This is a genomic window from Thermoleptolyngbya sichuanensis A183 (assembly GCF_013177315.1).
In the GTDB taxonomy this organism is placed as follows: Bacteria; Cyanobacteriota; Cyanobacteriia; order Elainellales; family Elainellaceae; genus Thermoleptolyngbya; species Thermoleptolyngbya sichuanensis.
On record NZ_CP053661.1, the window covers coordinates 136,825 to 155,467 of the forward strand.

Below are 18,643 nucleotides of genomic sequence, written 5' to 3' on the forward strand. Positions count from 1 at the left end.
AACAACTCGCTCGATCTCCCAAACTGCCCGGTAGGATAGAACCATTCTGGGGTTGCCCATCGCGTCCCTACGGTTTTCCCAAACGGTTTCCCCCACCGCTTCTTTAAGTTGCATCTACCATGAGCGATTCGGCATCCGGGTCTGCTGCTGCATTCTCTGCGCCTTCTCTTCCTGACAACATCACAGGCATTCGCATGGCGGATGTGCTGCTGCTGCCTGACGAACAGCAGTCGGTGGTGCGGTGGCTGCTGCGCCATAATGTTGTGTCTCTGAGCGAAACGGCTGCTCACTTTCAGCAGACCGAAGCTGAGATGCAGGCGTTTTTGCTGCCGCTATTGGAAAAGCGCATTGTCCGCCAGGTGGAGCAGGATGGGGCGATCGCCTATGAGGTGAAACTGGCACACAAATCCAACCGCCGGATGCCCAGGGACATCTGGAAAATCCTGGACATGTCCAGCGAAACGGCAAATGTCTTTGTGTCCTATTCCCGTCGCAACAGGCCCTTTGTGCAAACGCTGGTGCAGGCGCTCCAAAAGCGAGGGCGCGAGGTCTGGGTTGATTGGGACAGCATTCCGTCGGGAGCGGACTGGTGGGAAGAAATTAAGCTGGGCATTGAGGTCGCCGACACCATGATCTTTGTCCTCAGCCCAGAGTCGGCGGCTTCGGAGGTGTGTGGCCGCGAGCTAGAACATGCCCTGCAACATCAGAAGCGTCTGCTGCCTGTGGTTTGCAAAGACGTTGACCCGGCGCTGGTGCATCCCGAACTGGGCAAAATCAACTGGATTTTTTTGCGAGATACGGACAATTTTGAAGTTGGGTTTCGCAGCCTGGTGTCGGCGCTGGATGCCGATTTGTCTTATGTGCGAACCCACACGCGGCTGCTGGTGCGGGCAACGGAATGGAACGCACGCGGCAAGGATCGCAGCCTACTGCTGCGGGGCAGCGAAATTCAGGAGGCTCGGCGCTGGCTGGCTGAGGGCGAACACAAGGAACCCCAGGCGCTGCAAGTGCAGAAGGAATACATCTGGGCTTCCTACAACGAAGAGATGGATCATCAGCAGGAGGAACTGGCGGAGCAAAAGCAGATCCTCCGGCAGCAGCGATTGCTGACCCAGACGATCGCAGCGGCAGGAGCAATGGCGATCGCCCTTGGGATCGTGTCCTTCAGCCTGTATCGCTCGGCGGAAAGCAACCGCAGCCTTGCGGAACGGGAGCGACTGACGGCGCTGACGGAGGCTTCGGGGGCGCTGTATGGCTCGGGGCAAACCTTTGAGGCGCTGGTGAAGGCCGTAGAAGCAGGGTTTACGCTGAACACCCTAAAGCGGAGAGAACAGGCGCAGAATCCAGACGTGCGATCGCGCGTGTTGTCTTCGTTGCAGCAGGCGATCTACTGGGTGCATGAGCGCAACCAACTGCGGGGACACGCCGGAGCCGTGTGGCAGGCCGCCCTCAGCCCCGATGAACAGCGGCTCGCCTCTGCCAGCGCCGACGGCACGGTTCGCCTATGGCAGATGGATGGAACGCCTGTGCAAACGCTGGCAGGCGACACCTCCCAGGCGCTCAGCGTTGTCGTGCTGCCTCACGAACGAATTGTCAGCGCCCATGACGACGGTAGCCTCTGGTTTCGCAAGCCCAACGGCACGGGGATTCGCCAGTTTGCCCACAGTCAGGCGGTCAATGCGCTGAGCGCCGCGCCCAATGGAGGGGCGATCGCCGCCGCCAGCGAAGACGGCACGGTGAGCTTGTGGGATGAAGCGGGTCGGCGCTTGGGCACGCTGCCCAGCCAGAACACACCCGTCCGCATCATCGCTCATAGCCCCGATGGAAAAATCCTGGCAACGGGCAGCGCCGATGGAATGATCCGCCTCTGGCAGACGGATGGAACCCGCTGGAAGACCATTCCCAGCGGCGATTTGGCAGTGACCAGTCTAGCCTTCAGTCCCAACGGGCAAATCCTGGCTGCCAGCCGGCTGGATGGGCAGGTGCGGCTGTGGCGGCTGGACGGCACGCCCGTCCACACCTTCCAGGGGCATTCTTCGCCAATCTATAGCCTGGTATTTAGCCCAACAGACGATTTGCTGGCCACTGCGAGCGCCGACAAGACGATCAAGCTCTGGCGACTGGACGGTACGCTGCTGTCTACGCTGGGCGGCCACACCTCCCAGGTTCACAGCCTCCGCTTCAGCCGCGATGGCAAGACGCTGATTTCTGGCAGTGGCGATCGCACGCTGCGGCTGTGGCGGGTAAATCACACGCTGCTGAACCAACTGTATGACCACACCGAGCGGGTGTATGATGTGGACTTTTCCCCCGACGGCGACCTGATTGCCTCCGCCAGTGGCGATCGCACGGTGCGTCTGTGGAACCGAAACGGCCAGTTGCAAAAGACTCTGGCCGTCCATACCGCCGCCGTGCGCGGCGTGGCCTTCAGCGCCGATAATCAAACCCTGGCTTCGGCCAGCGCCGATCGCACGGTAAAGCTCTGGAACCGAAACGGCGACCTGTTGCAAACCCTGACTGGCCACACCGCCGCCGTGAACGAAGTTGCCTTTTCACCCAGCCGCGACCAGCTTGCCTCCGCCAGCGACGATGGCCTGGTGCGCCTCTGGCAGCGCGACGGCCGCCTTGTGAACACGCTCCAGGGGCATCGCGGCAGCGTTCTCAGCGTGGACTATAGCCGCGACGGGCAGATGCTTGCTACAGCCGGCACCGATAAGGTGGTCATTCTGTGGACGGCAGAGGGTCGCAAACTCCGCACGCTGCGCGGCCACAGCGGCAAGGTGTATCACGCCAGCTTTAGCCCCGATGGACGGGCGATCGCCACCGCCAGCTACGACAACACGGTCAAGCTCTGGACACCCGACGGCACGCTGCTGGTCACGCTGGAAGGGCACAGCGATGGCGTGCTGCATGTCGGCTTTAGCCCCGATGGGCAAACCCTAACGACCGCCAGCTACGACGGCACGATCAAACTCTGGACGCTGGAGGGCAAACTTATCAGCACGCTGCGCGGCCACCGCGACGGGGTCAATACTGCCGTCTATAGTCCCGATGGGCAGACCCTCGCCACCGCCAGCAACGACCACACGATTTTGCTGTGGACGCTGACCCAGATGAATGACCTAGAACATTTGCTGAACCTGGGGTGTGACCTACTGCAAGACTATCGTCACAGTCTGCCTGTGCTGGAGCAAGGCCGATTGGCAGAGTGTGATGGGACTTAGGCAGTTGGACGATTTCTCATGGGCGCAGGCCGCGAGAAATCGTCCAAAACCCAAAGAGCTTATCGCAAGTGCGTAAGTCCTGTGTGAATCAAGGGAATGAGGAGGTAAAGCAATGAGCCATAGGGGGCGATAATTTGGAGAGCCGCTTTTCCCTAAACTCCTGACTCCCAAACCTCTGACCATGCCCGTCTACACCCTGGCTGAATTGCAGCAGGCGATCGCCCAAAATCCTGACCAATGGCGACCGCTGGTGTTTACCAATGGCTGCTTTGACCTGATTCATGCGGGACATGTGCGCTACTTGCAGGCGGCGGCAACTCAGGGGCGGTCGCTCGTCGTGGGGCTAAATAGCGATGCCTCGGTGCAGCGCATCAAGCCTGCCAAACCCGGACAGCCGCCGCGTCCCATCGTGCCCACAGCCCAGCGGGCCGAGGTGTTGGCAGCGCTGAAACCTGTGGACGGCGTGGTGGTGTTTGAGGAACCCACGGCGATCGCCCTGATATCGGCCCTCCAGCCTGATATCTATGTTAAAGGCGGCGATTACACGGTCGCAACGCTGCCGGAAGCGCCCACAGTCCAGGCCTACGGCGGGCGAATCGAGCTGATTCAAGTAGAAGTGCCCAGTTCCACCACGGCGATCATTCAGCGCATTCTGGCAGGCGCAGCCAGCAAAGAGTAGAGGTGGAGATTAAAGTAGGACTTACGCAGTTGGGCAATTTCTTATGGGCACAGGCCGCGAGAAATTGCCCAAAATCCAGAAAGCTGATGGCAAGTGCGTAAGTCCTGTAAAGGTTAAAATGAGGAATCGCGTAAAACTCGCGCTTTTGCTCGGTGCTGCTGCAAATCATGGATAACGTGCAAGCCAATCTGTCACAATCTCCGCTGGATATCACCGCTTCGTCCGAGCCTGGCGCGTCTGACTTCATTCCCGATTTCCTCGCCCGCCTCCAGTCTGAAAACGAGAAGACCCAGTTGCAGTTGCTCCAAGACATTGCCGCCCAAGGCGACTCCGGGCTGACGGTGCTAATGCGGGTGCTGCAAGACCGCCAGGGCAGCAAACCGGGGCCGCTGGAAGGCAAGGCCGTGCAGATTTTGGCCGCTGCTGAATCTCCCAAAGCGCAGGAGTTTTTGCAGACCCAGTTTCCTCAGGGGCTAGTGCCTGGGCGATCGCAGCGCGGCATAGACTATTCCCCGCTGCAAACGCTGCTAGTTCAGCAAGACTTTCAGGCGGCCGATCGCCTGACGTTAGAGAAACTGTGCGAACTGGCGGGGCCGGCTGCCGTGCAGCGCCGCTGGATTTATTTCACCGAAGTCGATGACTTTCCCATCGAGGATTTGCAGACCATCAACACGCTCTGGCTCGTCTATTCCGAAGGCAAGTTTGGCTTTTCGGTGCAGCGCGATCTGTGGCTTAGCGTGGGCAAAAACTGGGATCGGCTCTGGCCGCTGATTGGCTGGAAGTCGGGGAATAACTGGACACGCTATCCGGGCGGCTTTACCTGGAGTTTGACGGCTCCCCGTGGTCATCTGCCCCTGTCCAATCAACTCCGGGGCGTACGCACGATGGCCTCGCTGATGGCACATCCAGCGTGGACCGCGCAGGAGAAGTGAGGCTGATTTTGAATTTTGGATTGGGGATTTTGGATTGGCGATTTTGGGTTGCACGAGGTGCTGACGGTCTATTGCTGAAGCTGGACAAGTAGCGGTTTGTCTGGCTGGATGATTCGGCCAGTGGTCGATTCGCCTGGGCGACTTCCGCTGGAGACTGCATCTTGCCAGAGGAGCCAGCGGCTTTGGGGCGGCAGGCTGTTGCAGTGCTGGAAGGACGGGGTGAGCCAGAGGCAGGGAGATTGCGTAGGCGGGTGATTGGGGGAGGGTTCACCGGGCTGCACGGCGGCAAGGGCTTCTAGCACGAGGCGATCGCCCCGCAGACTCCCCGTTCCGGCAGTCCACAGGCTGACGGTCATGCTCTGGCGCAGCGCATAGGCATAGAGCGAGGCGGCCGCGATCACGGCCTGTTCAAAAGCATCGGGCTGCCAGAGGGCGGCGCTGTCCAGCACAATTACAACTTCCTGTCCACCTGTGAAGCGCTCCAGTTCTCGTAGCCGCAATTCGCCGTAGCGGGCGCTGGTGCGCCAGTGAATCAGCCGAGTCGGGTCGCCCCAGCGGTAGGGACGCAATGTCCGCGTCACGCCTTCGGTCGCCATCTGGGCGCGGCGCTGGCTTTCGGTGGTGTGGCTGAGGTCTTGCCCCATTTCGTCGATCAGGGGGCACTGGCTGAGGGGCAGCACGGTCGGGTAGACCACGGCCGAGGCATTGACTAAGTGCGATCGCCGTCCCCAAAACAAGCCCAGCGGTGTGGCAGTCCGTAAATCCACCCCATCCCAGCGATACACGCCCCGTCGGTCTGCGGTGCGGCTGTAGACCCAGCGATAGGTCTGGCCGGGCGCTAGCGACTCGATGACGGTCGTTTCTGCTGGGCCCAGTTCTGGCGGCGGGCGATCGCACACCTGCAACAGCGTTTTTGCCTGTCGTCCAGTGTTTTCAACGGCCAGTTCTAAGTTCAAAGCATCGCCTACATTGACGGGTTCAATCGGCATTCGGCGAACCGCCAGCGCCCGCAGCGATCGCCCCGGCAGCAGCGCCCCCAGCACCAGCAGCGCCCCCATCAGCCCGCTGGTAGCATAGAGCCAGCCCGCCATCGTATTCGTCGCTGCGCCAAAGAAAAATAGAGCCAGCCCAAGGGCGACCCAGCCACCATAGGACGGCGCGACCCAGCGCGTCTCCAGTCGGTTTGCCAGGGTTGCCCCCAGCCGCCGAATCCCAAACCGTTTAATGCCTAGCCTCATAGTTCTTATATGCCCACTTCTCGGTCAAAGCGCAGCATCTCTAGACTGCGATCGCCATACACGCCCTCAATCTGCTGGCGGCAACAGTCGATTGCAAAATCATTTAGCTCCTCTGGCTCAATGCCAAACAAATCCTGGAACACGGCTGGCTCTACTCGGCAAAAGCGGGGGCGCTTCTCGTAAATGGTGCATTCCCGCGAGTCTGGCTCGAAGTGAATGCACCAGCCGTCGGGGCCAATCAAGCTCAGGTATTCCGCCAGTTCTGGCGGCGACAGATATTCTTCCAGATCAGGACGCTCTGCTGGGTCAAGGTGGCAGCAAGCCCCACACTGTTTCACGCAACGCCAGGTTGCCATAGCCTTTCAACTCCCAAGTGCGATCGCCCCTTCCAAAGTGCCCAGAAATACCTAGATATGCGCCGCGTGGCTCTATCAGCGCAGACAGCCCCATCGACGGAAAACCCAGACCAAAAACTCAGGGGAAAGTTTTGTAACGTTTTTTAATTATTCTGATGCAGCTTCGCGGGGCGATCGCCACACGGCTCTGCCAAACCAATTCGGGCGGGGCAATTTCTGGAAATCCTGAAGGGAAAAGCGTTTAGCCGAACCGGCTCCATCTCTTCATGACGCGCTAGAACTCCCCACTGCCCAACTATCCCAGACAACTACCGGATTTTTGTTAACTTTCTGAGAATCGGGTTCCCCACACAGGTAAAATGGGCGAAGACATTTGACTTAACTAAACCTAACCTAAATTTCGCGGCACGTGAGGGCGCAATGGATTTGATTAGCAATCTGGTTGGCAATGTTAACTGGGAAGCCATTGTTCAGTTGACTCTGGTAGGTATGATCATGATTGCCGGGCCAGTGGTGATTTTTCTGCTGGCTTTTCGCGGCGGCGACCTGTAATCTCTCCGTAGCTTGAAGTAGTTGACAAGCGTTTACGCTGACGAGAGTTTACACACTGCCCGGATTCAATTGCTATCATGAGAGACTGAGGGCGATCGCCATCTTTAGGTGCATTGCCTCAGTTTTCTCACTTTTTGCTTCGCGTATTTGCTTTTCATAGTTTTTGCCCGGTTAAAGCCTCACTGGGTTTTGTTTCGATTAGCTTAGAGTGTACGGGTCGTTTCGGAAACCTGTCGTTTCGGAGACATCCGGACGTCTCCGAGTTTCAGTGTTTTCTCTACTTTTTCACTCTGACCGTTTCTTTCTTTAAGGCTATATTTGGCAGTTTTACATTTTCCAGTATTTATTAATTTCCCTGGAAATCTGAGCGGCTGTTGTCAAATTGGAATGATAAGATTGCGGTGACTATTTCCCGAGGAACTGTTGTGATCCGCTCGGCAGCTTTGTCTCTTCAGCCTCCTCTGCCTCAAATTGCCGACAACAGCCGCCTCAGGCTGTTTTCGGGTTCTGCCAATGTCCCCCTCTCCCAAGAGGTGGCCCGCTATCTTGGCATGGACTTGGGGCCGATGGTTCGTAAGCGGTTCGCAGATGGTGAGCTATACGTCCAAATTCAAGAGTCCATTCGCGGGTGCGACGTTTACCTAATGCAGCCCACCTGCTGCCCAGTGAACGACCACCTGATGGAACTGTTGATTATGATTGACGCCTGCCATCGGGCGTCCGCCCGCCAGATTACGGCGGTGATTCCCTACTACGGCTACGCTCGCGCAGATCGGAAAACTGCCGGCCGCGAATCGATTACAGCCAAGCTCGTGGCCAACCTGATTACTCAGGCAGGCGCGGATAGGGTGTTGGCGATGGATTTGCACTCGGCCCAGATTCAAGGCTATTTCGACATTCCGTTTGATCATGTCTACGGTTCGCCTGTGTTGATTGAGTACATCGCCAACAAGCAACTGTCGGACATTGTGGTAGTGTCGCCCGACGTAGGCGGTGTGGCCCGCGCCCGCGCCTTCGCCAAAAAGCTAGATGACGCACCGCTGGCCATCATCGACAAGCGCCGCCAGGCCCACAACGTGGCCGAAGTGATGAACGTGATTGGCGACGTGGCCGGCAAAACGGCTGTGCTGGTGGACGATATGATCGACACCGCTGGCACGATTTGCGAAGGGGCGAAGATTTTGCGGGAACAGGGCGCACGCCAGGTCTACGCCTGCGCGACCCACGCCGTCTTCTCGCCGCCTGCCACTGAGCGCCTCTCCAGTGGGTTGTTTGAAGAGGTGATCGTTACGAACAGCATCCCTGTGCCCGAAGATCACCGCTTTGAACAACTCACGGTGCTGTCGGTGGCAAACATCATTGGCGAAACAATTTGGCGCATCCACGAAGACAGCTCAGTGAGCAGCATGTTCCGCTAGATCTGTTATAAGGCTCTGTCGCAGGCATCTAGTCGGAGCTTGTTCTCAATTTTTTCAGAGATGGCGAGGTGAGGTTTTGCTCGATCGCCATCTTTTTTTGGCTCTCTGGGTTACCGGGCTGGTCGCGTTGGCGCGGAGCGTTTGGGCTTGTTGGGCAAATCTGTTGCGCCAAGTTGCTAGGAAACTCGTAGAATTTCACCAGTCCGCTGAATGTGAAACGCTGAGCGCAGTCGCTAGAGAATTCTATTCAGACCTATATTTCACCTATCTTTCAATATCTCAAGCGTGATCCCATGACCGAGCCAGCAGATACTCTGTTTCTCAAAATTATTCGCCGCGAAATTCCTGCGGACATTGTGTACGAGGATGACTTGGCGATCGCCTTCAAAGACATCAACCCCCAGGCTCCTGTCCACATTCTCGTTGTGCCCAAAAAGCCAATTCCCTGCCTGGCCGACGCAATTCCCGAAGATCATCGCATTCTGGGGCATTTGCTGATGACAGTGAAGCGGGTCGCAGAGCAGGTGGGACTAGAGAACGGCTATCGTGTCGTGATCAACACCAAAACCGATGGCGGGCAAACGGTCGATCACCTGCATCTCCATCTGCTGGGCGGTCGCGCTTTGGCCTGGCCGCCGGGTTGAGGGGTGTTGTCCTAGTTTGCGGCTGCTTGGTTTGCGGCTGCTTGGTTTGCGGCTGTTTAGTTTGCGGCTGTTTAGTTTGCGGCTGCTTAGTCTGCGGCTGTTTAGTCTGCGGCTGCTTTGAAGGGCGATCGCACGGCTGGATCTAAAGAAACCCCGTAACTCCCTTGCCGATTTGAGGATAAGCCTTAGGATCTAGAAAAATCGTTTCGCCTTAAGATAAGCCCTAATGAATACCGACAAACTCAGCTTTCTGGACGAAAATCAATCGGTTGCTTCCGTTGTTACCAAGCTGCATGAGTATTTCAAAAACTCCTACTCTCGCTGTAAGGTGAAGCGCAGCCAGTGCCTGAGCCAGCTAGAAGCGGCAACTGGAGAGAAGGAACAGGCAATTTTGCAAGACCTGGAAAAAATTGACCAGGAAATGGCGCTGTTTGGTGTGCTGAATGACGCGCTCTCGATTGCAGACCGCGTGGTGCATTCCAAAACAATGTCGAGTGCGCTTGGGCTGGACAGCGAAATTTATCAGATCCACCACGAAACAGAAGAAGAACAGCGGGCGGAGTGGAATTTGGCAGAATATCGAATTTCGCAGCAGCGGCAGACGCAGCAGTAATGGGACTCACGCTTTACTTCCTGCGGCATGGGGAAACGCCCTATAGCCAGACCGGCCGATACTGCGGCGAGATCGATGCCGAGCTAACGACCGAAGGACATCAAATGGCAGCGGCCTTTGCGGCGGCCTATTCTAGTGTGCCCTGGGATGCGGTTTACGTCAGCCCAATGAAGCGCACGATTGCGACGGCTACGCCGCTGTGTCAGGCGGTGGGGCTAGAGATGCAGCTACGCGACGGGCTAAAGGAAATTCGCTATGGCAAATGGGAAGACCAGTCGCCAGAATTCGTTAAGGAACACTATCTCGAAGATTACATCCGCTGGATGACTGAACCCGCCTGGAACCCACCAACAGGCGGCGAAACGGCAGTGGAAATTGCCAGCCGCGCTTCACTGGTGGTGGCCGAGATCGAGGAAAAACACCCAACGGGCACCGTGCTGCTGGTGTCGCACAAGGCGACGATTCGGATTTTGCTCTGCACACTGCTGGGCATTGACCTGGGGCGCTATCGCGATCGCCTCAATGCTTACGCTGGGTCGGTCAGCATTGTGAAGTTTGGCGACCACGGGCCGATGCTGGAGGTGTTGGGCGATCGCACGTATATGGGCGACCTGCGGCATCGCACCGGGACTTAGCAGCAGTCACGCCTCTGAACCAGACAGCGAGACGGCGGCGGCGATCTGCTGCATGTGGCGAATGGGGTCATAGTCGCGATCGCCCACCAGCACAAATCGAGCCAGGCCGCCCCGTGCTAAAACCTCTTCTCCTTCTGGCTCGTCGGCCATTTGCACCAGCAGACTGCGGAGGCGGGTACGGAGCGCAGCAGGAACCGTAGTAGACACCAGCCAAGGCGGACTGGGGCTGGGGCCAAGCGTGTCAATCACGCGAATCTGACGCTGCAAAGATGAATCTTCGCGCAGCGCGTGTTCTAGCACCGTGCTGTCGATCGCCGACGCATCCACGTCACCGCTCAAGATCTGCTGGAGCGAATTCTGGTGTGCGCCCGACTCGACCACGCTGCCAAAAAAGCCGCTGCGCTCTTCTAGCATGGCTAGGTGGTAGCGCGTCAGGATATAGCCAGAGTGCGATCGCGGTTCGTTGTAGGCCCAGCGTGCGCCGCGCAGATCCGTAAACTGCTGAAATGGGCGATCGCGCCGCACCACTACGTCTGAAAAATAAATCGGACGATTTTGGTAGCGATCGCCCCGCATCACAGGCGCGGCCAGCAGTTCAATCTGCGGATTTGGCTGATCGACCTTTTGCACATAGGGCAGACCGCAAATCCAGCAGACCTGAATTTCGCCTCGGTCAAAGCGCTCCTCCCGCTGTTGCCAGGGAATTTGGTCAATAAACTCGGTCGGCAGTTCGAGTTTTCGTTCTGCATAGGCCGCAATCTCTGCCATGACAGGCAGCGTGTTATCAGCCATACAAGAGGTGAATTTTAAGAGGCCAGTTCCAGACTGATCTGGTCGATGATCCATACGTGTAGCCGAACAAGCTCGAAGGGCGATCGCCATCTCCCAGCCCTAAAAGGACTAAGAAAAGACCAATCTACCAGACTTGCTCCAGCAGACAACATGCCGCTATGCCAGTCCCCTGGCCGCACCCGCATCCACCAAACAGCCGCTACAGCCACAGCGCCCATACGATAGCAACCGTTGACCCAGTGCCCTATTCACGGGTGCGCCTCTGCGCCGCGTTGCCTGTCTCGCAAACTGGGCTGCCTGCGTGCTGAGGGGGTTCACGCTGGCATTGCCATAGGACACCGTATGGCCCAAATCATTCAGCACCGCGATATCCAAAACCGTTGCCCGCTTACGCTGGCCTCGCTGGGCAAACGGGGTCATCAAGGGTTCTCCCACGCCGCCAAAGGTGTAGTCATTGCGAATGTGCTCAGAACTGTCCAACGGCAGGGCATTGCCGCCGTTCTGCGCTCTCGTATTCGACCCACCAAAGCCGCTGCTGGTCATGAGCCGACTGAAGGCGCGACTGGTGCCAAACCCCAGGACATGGGCAATTTCATGCAGCGCGGTCGAGAAAAAATCCTGCTGATTTTTAGGAACATCGCTGGTGCTGTCGAGCGTGCGGTCAAAATACCAGTCTGTGGTGAGGTTAAACGCCATCGAGCCAATCCACGGCTGGAACACACTGCCCTCGTACCGACTCTCACCCACAAAGTAGCCCGACGGCCCCGACAGCGCCAGGGTTGTGCCGCCCAGTTGCCGCGCCCCGACAAAGATGGTCAAATCATCAATCGGGCGATCGGTCACAAAGGTTCGCACGGTTCCCCCCGTGGCCGGATTTCGGACGTTCGGCGTGCGTTTCCCCGTGGGCACATCAGGAAACTCACTCCGGATAATCGTAGACCAGACCTCTGCCGCTGCCTCTAGCACGGCTCGCCGCAGCGGGGTAAACCAACCCCTCGTGTCAAAGCGATAGTCGATTTCAATTTTGAAGTCGCTGGTCTTTAGCGGCGCAGCCGACAGCGTAAGCTTGTAGTTTGTCCGCTGGTTTGCCTGATTGGGCACTACGCGAATAAAGTAGGTGCCTGCCGTCAGGGTGTCACGGATCACTTCTGGGCGCTTCCCCTTTCGAGCCGACTGGAGCAGGGTTTTGCCCTGGTCATCCAGCAGAGCAACATCTGCATTTGCCGTTAGCTCCGACAGATTCAGCGAAAACTGGCTGGCTCGCAGCACTCGAAATCGGTAGAAATCCAGATCCTTGCCGCCTACGAAATCGCGAAAGGACTTGGGCGTTTCTGATAGGCGAATACGCCGCGCAGCGTTTAATGTGTTTCCAGCGCGATCGGGAGGAGTCATAGCGTGTATACCCAGTTGGCGGACTTGCTAGTTTGCCACTTCGGACATCTCAAAAATTCGACCGTCCCAGTCTTTCACCAAAAAGTTCAGCGGCTTGTCGCTGCGAATTTTGTACTGCGCGCCCCGACTCTGAATTCGCAACAGCATTTGCTCCAGACAGTCGTGATCAAAGCAGACATGGCGCTGGCGGTTCTTTTCGCCCAGGCTTGCGCCCGTAATCACATGAAGTTGGGTCTTTTTGCGGAGTTGATACCACAGTCCGTCGGGATTGCTGAGCGAAGGGCTGGTGGAATAGCCTGTGGTGCCCGATAGATAGAGCGGGTCTAACCCAGCCCCGCCAATGGTCTGCTCGTAGTTGTAGTAGTAATGCAGCGGCACATCGGCGGCGGGCAAATCCAGCACCTCTTCATAGAAACGCCGCGCTAGCTCTAGATCCGACACCATAATGGTGTAAACCTTGGGGGCGCTGGAAAGAAACATCCACATGGCTCCGGCGTAGGCAACCAGCAGCATCACCATCACGCCCTGAGTAGACAACAGCCCATCGATTGGGATCGCCAGGAAGAGAGAGAAAAGCTGGGTAAATAGAAGCTTGGTGAACAGAGGGTCTGCTAGTGAAGCGGTCATTAGAGGGAGAGCCATGAGCATCTGCACAGTAGAGCGAGCGCTAGAAGAACGAAGCACGAAGCACGAAAAGGGAAGCCAGAGCCATGAGCATCTGCACAGTAGAGCGAGCGCTAGAGGGGCTGGGTGGGCACGATTACTGACTCCAGTGTACCAAGAACGTCTGGGTCATCAAGGCCGGCGATGCAGCTTGAGATGGGAGGGGGGAGGCGGGGCGATCGCCCTTCCTGCTTCATTGGGCGCATCCCAGTGCTGCAAGTTTGCCCTCATCCCCCAGCCCCTTCTCCCAAAAAGGGAGAAGGGGAGCCAGATTGGAAGTCCCTCTCCCAAAGTGGGAGAGGAATTTAGGGTGAGGGCTACAAAAGTGGGATACACCCGTTCCATTTCCCGAATTCTCCCAATTGGCACAATGAATAAACATGCTGGAAGCCCTGCGAAGGCTTGACGGGCAATCCAAAACCGGAAATCCAAAATCGAGAATTGATGCTTGATTGCCGCTTAATTAACACTTGGATGCTTCCGAGATGTTTCCGACATTGGCACAAACATGGACACAAAGCAATCTGACCCTGAGCAACATCGTTGCCCTATTTTCAGCAATGGTGGTTCTGGCAGCCATTCCCAGCATCAGCGTCCTCACAGTCTCCACGCGGGCGGCCAGCCTTGGGTTTCTGCATGGCGTGTTGACGGCGGCGGGCATCGTGGTGGGTGATCTCCTGTTTATTGCGATCGCCCTTTGGGGACTCTCATTTCTATCCAGCGCCTTGGGCAGCCTGGTGTTTCTGATCAAATACCTGGGCGGAGCCTATCTAATCTGGCTGGGCCTTCGGCTATTTCGCGCCAGAGAGCAACCTGTGGAAGCGCAGTCCATCTCTCACTCATCAAGAGTCTCCAGTTTTCTAACCGGGCTGCTGATTACCCTGGCCGATCAAAAGGCAACACTGTTTTACCTCGGCTTTTTCCCTGCGTTTCTGGATATGTCTCAGGTGTCCTATGTCGATGCAGGCGTGATTATGCTGGTGGCGATCGCCGCTGTCGGGGGTGTAAAGGTCATCTACGCGCTGCTGGCAGACCAAACCCGGTTCCTCCTGGGCGGGGGGCTCAGCACTCGGCTGAATGCGATCGCCGGTGGTGTGATGGTGGCAGTTGGGCTATTGCTGATTCTCACTGCGGCATAAGGCGACCGTCACGCTGCGGCCAGCGCCTTTTGCAGCAGCGCCTCCAGTTGCGCCACGCCGGCCCGGGGCGAGAGGCGGGGCAGCGGAATCAGGGCGGGCGGGGAATCGGGGCGATCGCGCTGCCAAATTAGTACCGGAATCTCATATTGATAGGCCTGAAACCAGTCGTCGCGAGTGGTGATGTCGCGAATTTCCAGATCGATAGAAACGCTTTGCACCTGCGTCAGCTTTTCTTGAAGCCCCTCGCACAAGTGGCATCCGGGCTTGCTGTAGAGAATGAGCTTCATCATAAACCCCTGATTCTTCTCAATCCCCATTTCCCCATCGGCTTATGCGCCTTTTATCGTAAAATATACTCATTGAGATTTTCCCAACTGGCAACCTCAACCCTTAAACACGCATTATGACTCAATCCGTAGACGCTCCGGCGCAGACGCAGCCGTTCGACCTAGACGCGCTCAATCAGCAGTTTGACACCGCTCATCCCAAAGACATCCTCGCCTGGAGCGTGGAAAACATCCCCACCGGCCTCGTGCAAACCAGCGCTTTTAACGTAGATGACCTGGTGCTAACAGATATTCTCTACAAGCAAATCAAGCCTGCTCAGCCCGTTCCTGTGCTGTTTTTGGACACGCTTCACCACTTTCCTCAAACGCTGGAACTGGTTGCCAAAGCCAAAGATTTGTACGCCCTCAACCTCCAGGTCTACAAAATTCAGGACGTAGACACCCGCGAAGCCTTTGCCGCAAAGTACGGCAAGGCGCTGTGGGATAGCGACATCCTCAGGTTTCACGACCTGACCAAAATCGAGCCACTCCAGCGCGGACTGAGCGAACTCAACACCGTCGCCTGGATCACCGGCCGCCGCCGCGACCAGGCCAGCACCCGCGCCGATATGCCCGTGTTTGAGCTGGATAAGCAGGGCCGCCTCAAGATCAACCCCCTAGCGTCGTGGACACGCAAAGATAGCTGGGCCTACGTCGCGGAACACAGCATGATTTACAACCCGCTGCACGATCAGGGGTATCCCAGCATTGGCGACGAGCCAATCACCACCCCCGTCGGCGAAGGCGAAGACGAGCGGGCTGGTCGCTGGCGCGGTACGGGCAAAACCGAGTGCGGCATTCACATCTAGGGTTTCATATCTCGGCTCAAGTCTGGGTTCAACAAACTTTTCCCGTTCGCTACGGTGTAGAGGCGTGCAGTTGTGCGCCTCTTTTTCGTTTCTGTTTTCATCCCTGCCGAGCCTCCCTGCTTATGACGCTGATTACCGTTCGCCCTGAAGGACTCTATTGCGAAGCGGGCGACTTTTTTATCGACCCGTGGCGACCAGTAGACACAGCACTGATTACCCACGCCCATTCCGATCATGCGCGATCGGGGTCAGCCCGATACATTGCAACCGATGTGTCCGCAGGCGTGTTGAAAAAGCGGCTGGGCGAGAGCATTCAGCTTCAGGGCGTGGCCTACGGTGAGCCGCTAAAACTGGGGGAAACTTGGGTGTCATTTCATGCGGCGGGGCATGTGCTGGGTTCAGCGCAGATCCGCGTGGAGCATCAGGGTGAAGTGTGGGTCGTTTCGGGCGACTATAAGCGTGATGCAGACCCGACCTGTGCGCCGTTTGAGGTGGTGGAGTGCGATCGCTTTATTACCGAAGCAACCTTTGGGTTGCCAATTTACAACTGGCAAAGCGGAGCAGAGGTGTGCAGGCAAGTTTACGACTGGTGGCAAAGCGACTTGGAACGTCCCTCGCTTCTGTTTTGCTATGCCTTTGGCAAAGCACAGCGAATTCTGAGTGAACTGCGAAATTTCTGCGATCGCCCTGTCTATGTACACGGTGCCATTCACGCACTGACGGAGATTTATCGCAGCCTCGGAATTCCAATGGTGCAAACGATTCCCACCTCCGAGATGCCCCGCAGCTACAAGTTTCAGGGTGACTTGGTGCTGTCGCCGCCGTCGGGCCATCGCTCAAGCTGGATGAAGCGGTTTCAGCATCCGCAGACTGCCTTTGCGTCTGGCTGGATGGCGGTGCGCGGCGCACGACGCAGACGCGGCTATGAACGTGGATTCGTCCTTTCAGATCATGCTGATTGGAATGGACTTGTGAATACAGTGCGTCAAACTAAGGCAAAAACTGTTTACGTGACTCATGGGCAGACAGATGTATTGTCCCGCTACCTAAAAGAAGAACAGAATGTGGACGCGATGCCGCTTAAGACGCTGTTCGAGGGAGAAGGTGATATTTGAATTGAACGTAAATGAATTCGTAAGCCAACTTTAGAGCTTGCGGGCATAGAGCGTGTAACGCCGGATGGAATGGGCATAACGGCTGCTCAGGTTGCGAGAATTGTTGTCGTCATGCATGAGGGCGTGAATGGCACGACGATAGCCGAGATCATGGGCGATCGCCTGCACTCGCGCCACCAGCACGTTGCCCAATCCTGCATAACGGCGACCGGGTAGCACTGCTACGGTTTTGATAATCACCGTATCCACCGTTTTGCCGCGCTGCGCCTGGAGCAAATCGGGCACGGCAAACAAAAAACCCACCAGTTGCGACTCCTGCTCTGCCAGCAGCACCAGTTCTGGCTGCACGTAGGGACGCACTTGGCGATACTGCGTCAGAAATTCTGCTTGGGAAATCGGGCTGTAGAGAAAGTTGCGCTGAAACGCCACCAGCGATAGGGCATGAATTCGCTCTAGCTCTGCGTCAAACTGGTCGAGTGCCAGCGGACGAATCTTCACGCCTGCCGCGTCCAACCGCTGCTGTACGGCTGTCAGTCGCGGATCGACCTGGGTTAAGTCCGTCGCCAGCGCTGAGGAATAGTGTGCGATCGCCCCAAAGCCCGCCGCCTCAAACTGCCCGCACCATTCATCAGGATTGTCTGGCTCTAGGAAAAACGGCGGCTCCGTGCCGCGATCGCTCAGCAGCCGATAGCGCCGCCAGGTGTTGCCGTCGATGGGGGCGATCGCCAAGGTGCAGCCCTGGGCCGCCAGTTCCCCTGCGGCGTGTCCCAGCAAGCTTGCTGCGGCAAGCCCATCCGCTACGGCGTAATGCCCAATTAAGCCCAGCCGTTCGCCCGGATACTCTGGCACCGATCGCCACCACAGCGAGCAATAGCCCGCAATCGCCTCGCCCCGCAGCAAAACCCAGTGGGCATCCAGCTGATGTAGCTCAAACATCCGCGCCTCCAATAGCGGAAAACCGCCCTGAGTCGCCAGGGAAGCCAGTTCAGCAGAATTGTTAACCTGGATGTAACGTTCTGTAAGCATGGTGTGAGGGCGTGCCACGACCGATCGGCAGCAAATCTGGCGCTGTCTCTGTCATAGCTTTAATATCGCAACTTGAGAAATGCTGGAACCAATTATTTACCTGGCGTTGTTTGGGCTGGCGGGATGGGCGATCGCCCAACTGGTGCGCTGGCTGGCGACGGGGAGGCGGCCCCGCTCGTTGCATGGAAAACCCGCCGGGGGTGTCAAGCCTGTTCTAGAAAAGCGACTGGTGCGACTGCTGAATGGCGATCGCGCCGCTGCCCATCGCCTGGTGGAATCTGTCCAGCAGCGCTATCCTGACCGTCCAACTGCCTGGTGCTGGGAGAAGGCGATTTTTGACCTAGAGCGCGATCGCTTCCGCTAGCCCCTAGTCCCTGGCATAAAATACTTCCATGCAAATTCTCTTAGTAGACGACGAAATCGAACTCACCGAGCCGCTGACCCACGTCCTCAAGCGCGAAGGCTACGCGGTCGATGTGGCGCACGATGGGGCAGAGGGGGGAACCCTGGCAACGCAGGGCAGCTACGACCTGCTGATTTTGGACTGGATGCTGCCCCACCAGAGCGGGCTAGAAATCTGTCAGTCGCTCCGCGCCAAGGGCGACACCACGCCCGTCTTATTTCTCACGGCCAAAGACACGATCGATGACCGCGTTGCTGGGCTGGATGCAGGCGCAGACGACTATCTAGTCAAGCCGTTTGAGCTACGAGAGTTGCTGGCGCGGGTGCGGGCGCTGCTGCGGCGGCCCCCTAGCCTGGAACCCAGCGTGCCAGTCCGATCTGCCGCTCGCCTCGCCGTTGGGGATCTGGAGCTAGATTTGGACAATCAGGTAGCCTATCGTCGGGGACGCACCATCGAGCTATCGGAAAAAGAAAGCCAACTGCTGGACTACCTCATGCGGCATCCCAATCAACTGCTGACCCATGCCCAAATCCATGAGCAGGTGTGGGGCGATGCCGAGAAAATCAGCAGCAATGTACTAGCGGCGCAAATTCGCCTGCTCCGCCGCAAGATCGAAGGCAAGGGCGAAAGCACGCTGATTCATACGGTGTATGGGAAGGGGTATCGGTTTGGAGAATAGGGCAGGGA

Annotated in this window: 20 protein-coding genes; 13 read left to right on the forward strand and 7 right to left on the reverse strand. The window is 57.4% G+C overall.

Going from position 1 to position 18,643, the window contains the following annotated elements:
- Positions 1–119: 119 nt before the first annotated feature.
- The 3 genes from HPC62_RS00590 (at position 120) to HPC62_RS00600 (ending at position 4,835) form a co-directional block, all read left to right on the forward strand.
- The gene (locus HPC62_RS00590; RefSeq protein WP_172353296.1) at positions 120–3,224 is read left to right on the forward strand and encodes a WD40 domain-containing protein; all 3,105 of its coding nucleotides are present in this window, start codon (positions 120–122) and stop codon (positions 3,222–3,224) included.
- Positions 3,225–3,405: 181 nt separating this feature from the next.
- Positions 3,406–3,903: a D-glycero-beta-D-manno-heptose 1-phosphate adenylyltransferase gene (gene rfaE2, locus HPC62_RS00595; RefSeq protein WP_172353297.1), complete on the forward strand. Its 498-nt coding sequence runs from the start codon at positions 3,406–3,408 to the stop codon at positions 3,901–3,903.
- 167 nt (positions 3,904–4,070) lie between these two features.
- Positions 4,071–4,835 (forward strand): GUN4 domain-containing protein, encoded by a 765-nt coding sequence (locus HPC62_RS00600; protein WP_172353298.1) that lies wholly within the window; start codon positions 4,071–4,073, stop codon positions 4,833–4,835.
- A gap of 68 nt (positions 4,836–4,903) precedes the next feature.
- Here HPC62_RS00600 and HPC62_RS00605 read toward each other — a convergent pair whose 3' ends face one another.
- Positions 4,904–6,073, reverse strand: coding sequence for a DUF58 domain-containing protein (locus HPC62_RS00605; RefSeq protein WP_172353299.1), 1,170 nt, complete (start codon positions 6,071–6,073; stop codon positions 4,904–4,906).
- A gap of 5 nt (positions 6,074–6,078) precedes the next feature.
- Positions 6,079–6,429 carry a YkgJ family cysteine cluster protein gene (locus HPC62_RS00610; RefSeq protein WP_172353300.1) on the reverse strand — a complete coding sequence of 117 codons (351 nt, stop codon included), beginning with the start codon at positions 6,427–6,429 and terminating at the stop codon, positions 6,079–6,081.
- Positions 6,430–6,849: 420 nt separating this feature from the next.
- Between HPC62_RS00610 and psb30 the strand changes: the two genes are divergently transcribed.
- From psb30 to HPC62_RS00635, 5 genes are all read left to right on the forward strand, one after another.
- Positions 6,850–6,981, forward strand: coding sequence for a photosystem II reaction center protein Ycf12/Psb30 (gene psb30 / locus HPC62_RS00615; RefSeq protein WP_068508718.1), 132 nt, complete (start codon positions 6,850–6,852; stop codon positions 6,979–6,981).
- A gap of 401 nt (positions 6,982–7,382) precedes the next feature.
- The gene (locus HPC62_RS00620) at positions 7,383–8,399 is read left to right on the forward strand and encodes a ribose-phosphate pyrophosphokinase (protein WP_315872758.1); all 1,017 of its coding nucleotides are present in this window, start codon (positions 7,383–7,385) and stop codon (positions 8,397–8,399) included.
- Positions 8,400–8,692: 293 nt separating this feature from the next.
- A complete protein-coding gene (locus tag HPC62_RS00625) occupies positions 8,693–9,043 on the forward strand; it encodes a histidine triad nucleotide-binding protein (RefSeq protein ID WP_172353301.1) in 351 nt (116 codons plus the stop codon).
- A 226-nt stretch (positions 9,044–9,269) separates the two neighbouring features.
- Entirely contained in the window at positions 9,270–9,656 is a 387-nt protein-coding gene (locus HPC62_RS00630; protein WP_172353302.1) for a hypothetical protein, read from the forward strand.
- Complete coding sequence (locus HPC62_RS00635) at positions 9,656–10,291, forward strand: histidine phosphatase family protein (protein WP_172353303.1); 636 nt, start codon at positions 9,656–9,658, stop codon at positions 10,289–10,291. The genes HPC62_RS00630 and HPC62_RS00635 overlap by 1 nt, the downstream gene beginning before the upstream one ends.
- Before the next feature lie 6 nt (positions 10,292–10,297).
- On the opposite strand, the gene HPC62_RS00640 is transcribed toward HPC62_RS00635, so the two are convergent.
- The 3 genes from HPC62_RS00640 to HPC62_RS00650 all read right to left on the reverse strand — a co-directional run bounded on the left by HPC62_RS00640 (position 10,298) and on the right by HPC62_RS00650 (position 13,102).
- On the reverse strand, positions 10,298–11,083 hold the full coding sequence (locus tag HPC62_RS00640) for a phosphate/phosphite/phosphonate ABC transporter substrate-binding protein (RefSeq protein WP_205370822.1): 786 nt from the start codon (positions 11,081–11,083) through the stop codon (positions 10,298–10,300).
- Positions 11,084–11,239: 156 nt separating this feature from the next.
- On the reverse strand, positions 11,240–12,475 hold the full coding sequence (locus tag HPC62_RS00645) for a pre-peptidase C-terminal domain-containing protein (protein WP_172353305.1): 1,236 nt from the start codon (positions 12,473–12,475) through the stop codon (positions 11,240–11,242).
- 27 nt (positions 12,476–12,502) lie between these two features.
- Positions 12,503–13,102, reverse strand: a complete 600-nt coding sequence (locus HPC62_RS00650; protein ID WP_084782239.1) for a VOC family protein — start codon at positions 13,100–13,102, stop codon at positions 12,503–12,505.
- A 521-nt stretch (positions 13,103–13,623) separates the two neighbouring features.
- Here HPC62_RS00650 and HPC62_RS00655 point away from each other — a divergent pair.
- Positions 13,624–14,277 (forward strand): LysE family translocator, encoded by a 654-nt coding sequence (locus HPC62_RS00655; RefSeq protein WP_205370821.1) that lies wholly within the window; start codon positions 13,624–13,626, stop codon positions 14,275–14,277.
- 8 nt (positions 14,278–14,285) lie between these two features.
- Here the strand turns inward: HPC62_RS00655 and HPC62_RS00660 are convergent, their stop codons facing one another.
- The gene (locus HPC62_RS00660) at positions 14,286–14,564 is read right to left on the reverse strand and encodes a glutaredoxin family protein (protein WP_172358700.1); all 279 of its coding nucleotides are present in this window, start codon (positions 14,562–14,564) and stop codon (positions 14,286–14,288) included.
- A gap of 116 nt (positions 14,565–14,680) precedes the next feature.
- Between HPC62_RS00660 and cysH the strand changes: the two genes are divergently transcribed.
- Positions 14,681–15,412 carry a phosphoadenosine phosphosulfate reductase gene (gene cysH / locus HPC62_RS00665; protein WP_172353306.1) on the forward strand — a complete coding sequence of 244 codons (732 nt, stop codon included), beginning with the start codon at positions 14,681–14,683 and terminating at the stop codon, positions 15,410–15,412.
- A 122-nt stretch (positions 15,413–15,534) separates the two neighbouring features.
- Entirely contained in the window at positions 15,535–16,527 is a 993-nt protein-coding gene (locus tag HPC62_RS00670) for a ligase-associated DNA damage response exonuclease (RefSeq protein ID WP_172353307.1), read from the forward strand.
- A gap of 30 nt (positions 16,528–16,557) precedes the next feature.
- Here the strand turns inward: HPC62_RS00670 and HPC62_RS00675 are convergent, their stop codons facing one another.
- A complete protein-coding gene (locus HPC62_RS00675) occupies positions 16,558–17,553 on the reverse strand; it encodes a GNAT family N-acetyltransferase (RefSeq protein ID WP_172353308.1) in 996 nt (331 codons plus the stop codon).
- A 79-nt stretch (positions 17,554–17,632) separates the two neighbouring features.
- On the opposite strand from HPC62_RS00675, the gene HPC62_RS00680 reads away from it, so the two are divergent.
- Both HPC62_RS00680 and rppA read left to right on the forward strand, forming a co-directional pair.
- Positions 17,633–17,917 carry a hypothetical protein gene (locus tag HPC62_RS00680; RefSeq protein ID WP_172353309.1) on the forward strand — a complete coding sequence of 95 codons (285 nt, stop codon included), beginning with the start codon at positions 17,633–17,635 and terminating at the stop codon, positions 17,915–17,917.
- Between the two features lie 28 nt (positions 17,918–17,945).
- Positions 17,946–18,635, forward strand: a complete 690-nt coding sequence (gene rppA, locus HPC62_RS00685; RefSeq protein ID WP_172353310.1) for a two-component system response regulator RppA — start codon at positions 17,946–17,948, stop codon at positions 18,633–18,635.
- Positions 18,636–18,643 lie beyond the last annotated feature (8 nt).

What these genes read in the sequence shown, in the direction of transcription:
- HPC62_RS00590 (WP_172353296.1), top strand. Translation starts at nt 120, where the DNA reads ATGAGCGATTCGGCATCCGGGTCTGCTGCTGCATTCTCTGCGCCTTCT.
- rfaE2 (WP_172353297.1), top strand. Translation starts at nt 3,406, where the DNA reads ATGCCCGTCTACACCCTGGCTGAATTGCAGCAGGCGATCGCCCAAAAT.
- HPC62_RS00600 (WP_172353298.1), top strand. Translation starts at nt 4,071, where the DNA reads ATGGATAACGTGCAAGCCAATCTGTCACAATCTCCGCTGGATATCACC.
- HPC62_RS00605 (WP_172353299.1), bottom strand. Translation starts at nt 6,073, where the DNA reads ATGAGGCTAGGCATTAAACGGTTTGGGATTCGGCGGCTGGGGGCAACC.
- HPC62_RS00610 (WP_172353300.1), bottom strand. Translation starts at nt 6,429, where the DNA reads ATGGCAACCTGGCGTTGCGTGAAACAGTGTGGGGCTTGCTGCCACCTT.
- psb30 (WP_068508718.1), top strand. Translation starts at nt 6,850, where the DNA reads ATGGATTTGATTAGCAATCTGGTTGGCAATGTTAACTGGGAAGCCATT.
- HPC62_RS00625 (WP_172353301.1), top strand. Translation starts at nt 8,693, where the DNA reads ATGACCGAGCCAGCAGATACTCTGTTTCTCAAAATTATTCGCCGCGAA.
- HPC62_RS00630 (WP_172353302.1), top strand. Translation starts at nt 9,270, where the DNA reads ATGAATACCGACAAACTCAGCTTTCTGGACGAAAATCAATCGGTTGCT.
- HPC62_RS00635 (WP_172353303.1), top strand. Translation starts at nt 9,656, where the DNA reads ATGGGACTCACGCTTTACTTCCTGCGGCATGGGGAAACGCCCTATAGC.
- HPC62_RS00640 (WP_205370822.1), bottom strand. Translation starts at nt 11,083, where the DNA reads ATGGCTGATAACACGCTGCCTGTCATGGCAGAGATTGCGGCCTATGCA.
- HPC62_RS00645 (WP_172353305.1), bottom strand. Translation starts at nt 12,475, where the DNA reads ATGACTCCTCCCGATCGCGCTGGAAACACATTAAACGCTGCGCGGCGT.
- HPC62_RS00650 (WP_084782239.1), bottom strand. Translation starts at nt 13,102, where the DNA reads ATGACCGCTTCACTAGCAGACCCTCTGTTCACCAAGCTTCTATTTACC.
- HPC62_RS00655 (WP_205370821.1), top strand. Translation starts at nt 13,624, where the DNA reads ATGTTTCCGACATTGGCACAAACATGGACACAAAGCAATCTGACCCTG.
- HPC62_RS00660 (WP_172358700.1), bottom strand. Translation starts at nt 14,564, where the DNA reads ATGAAGCTCATTCTCTACAGCAAGCCCGGATGCCACTTGTGCGAGGGG.
- cysH (WP_172353306.1), top strand. Translation starts at nt 14,681, where the DNA reads ATGACTCAATCCGTAGACGCTCCGGCGCAGACGCAGCCGTTCGACCTA.
- HPC62_RS00670 (WP_172353307.1), top strand. Translation starts at nt 15,535, where the DNA reads ATGACGCTGATTACCGTTCGCCCTGAAGGACTCTATTGCGAAGCGGGC.
- HPC62_RS00675 (WP_172353308.1), bottom strand. Translation starts at nt 17,553, where the DNA reads ATGCTTACAGAACGTTACATCCAGGTTAACAATTCTGCTGAACTGGCT.
- HPC62_RS00680 (WP_172353309.1), top strand. Translation starts at nt 17,633, where the DNA reads ATGCTGGAACCAATTATTTACCTGGCGTTGTTTGGGCTGGCGGGATGG.
- rppA (WP_172353310.1), top strand. Translation starts at nt 17,946, where the DNA reads ATGCAAATTCTCTTAGTAGACGACGAAATCGAACTCACCGAGCCGCTG.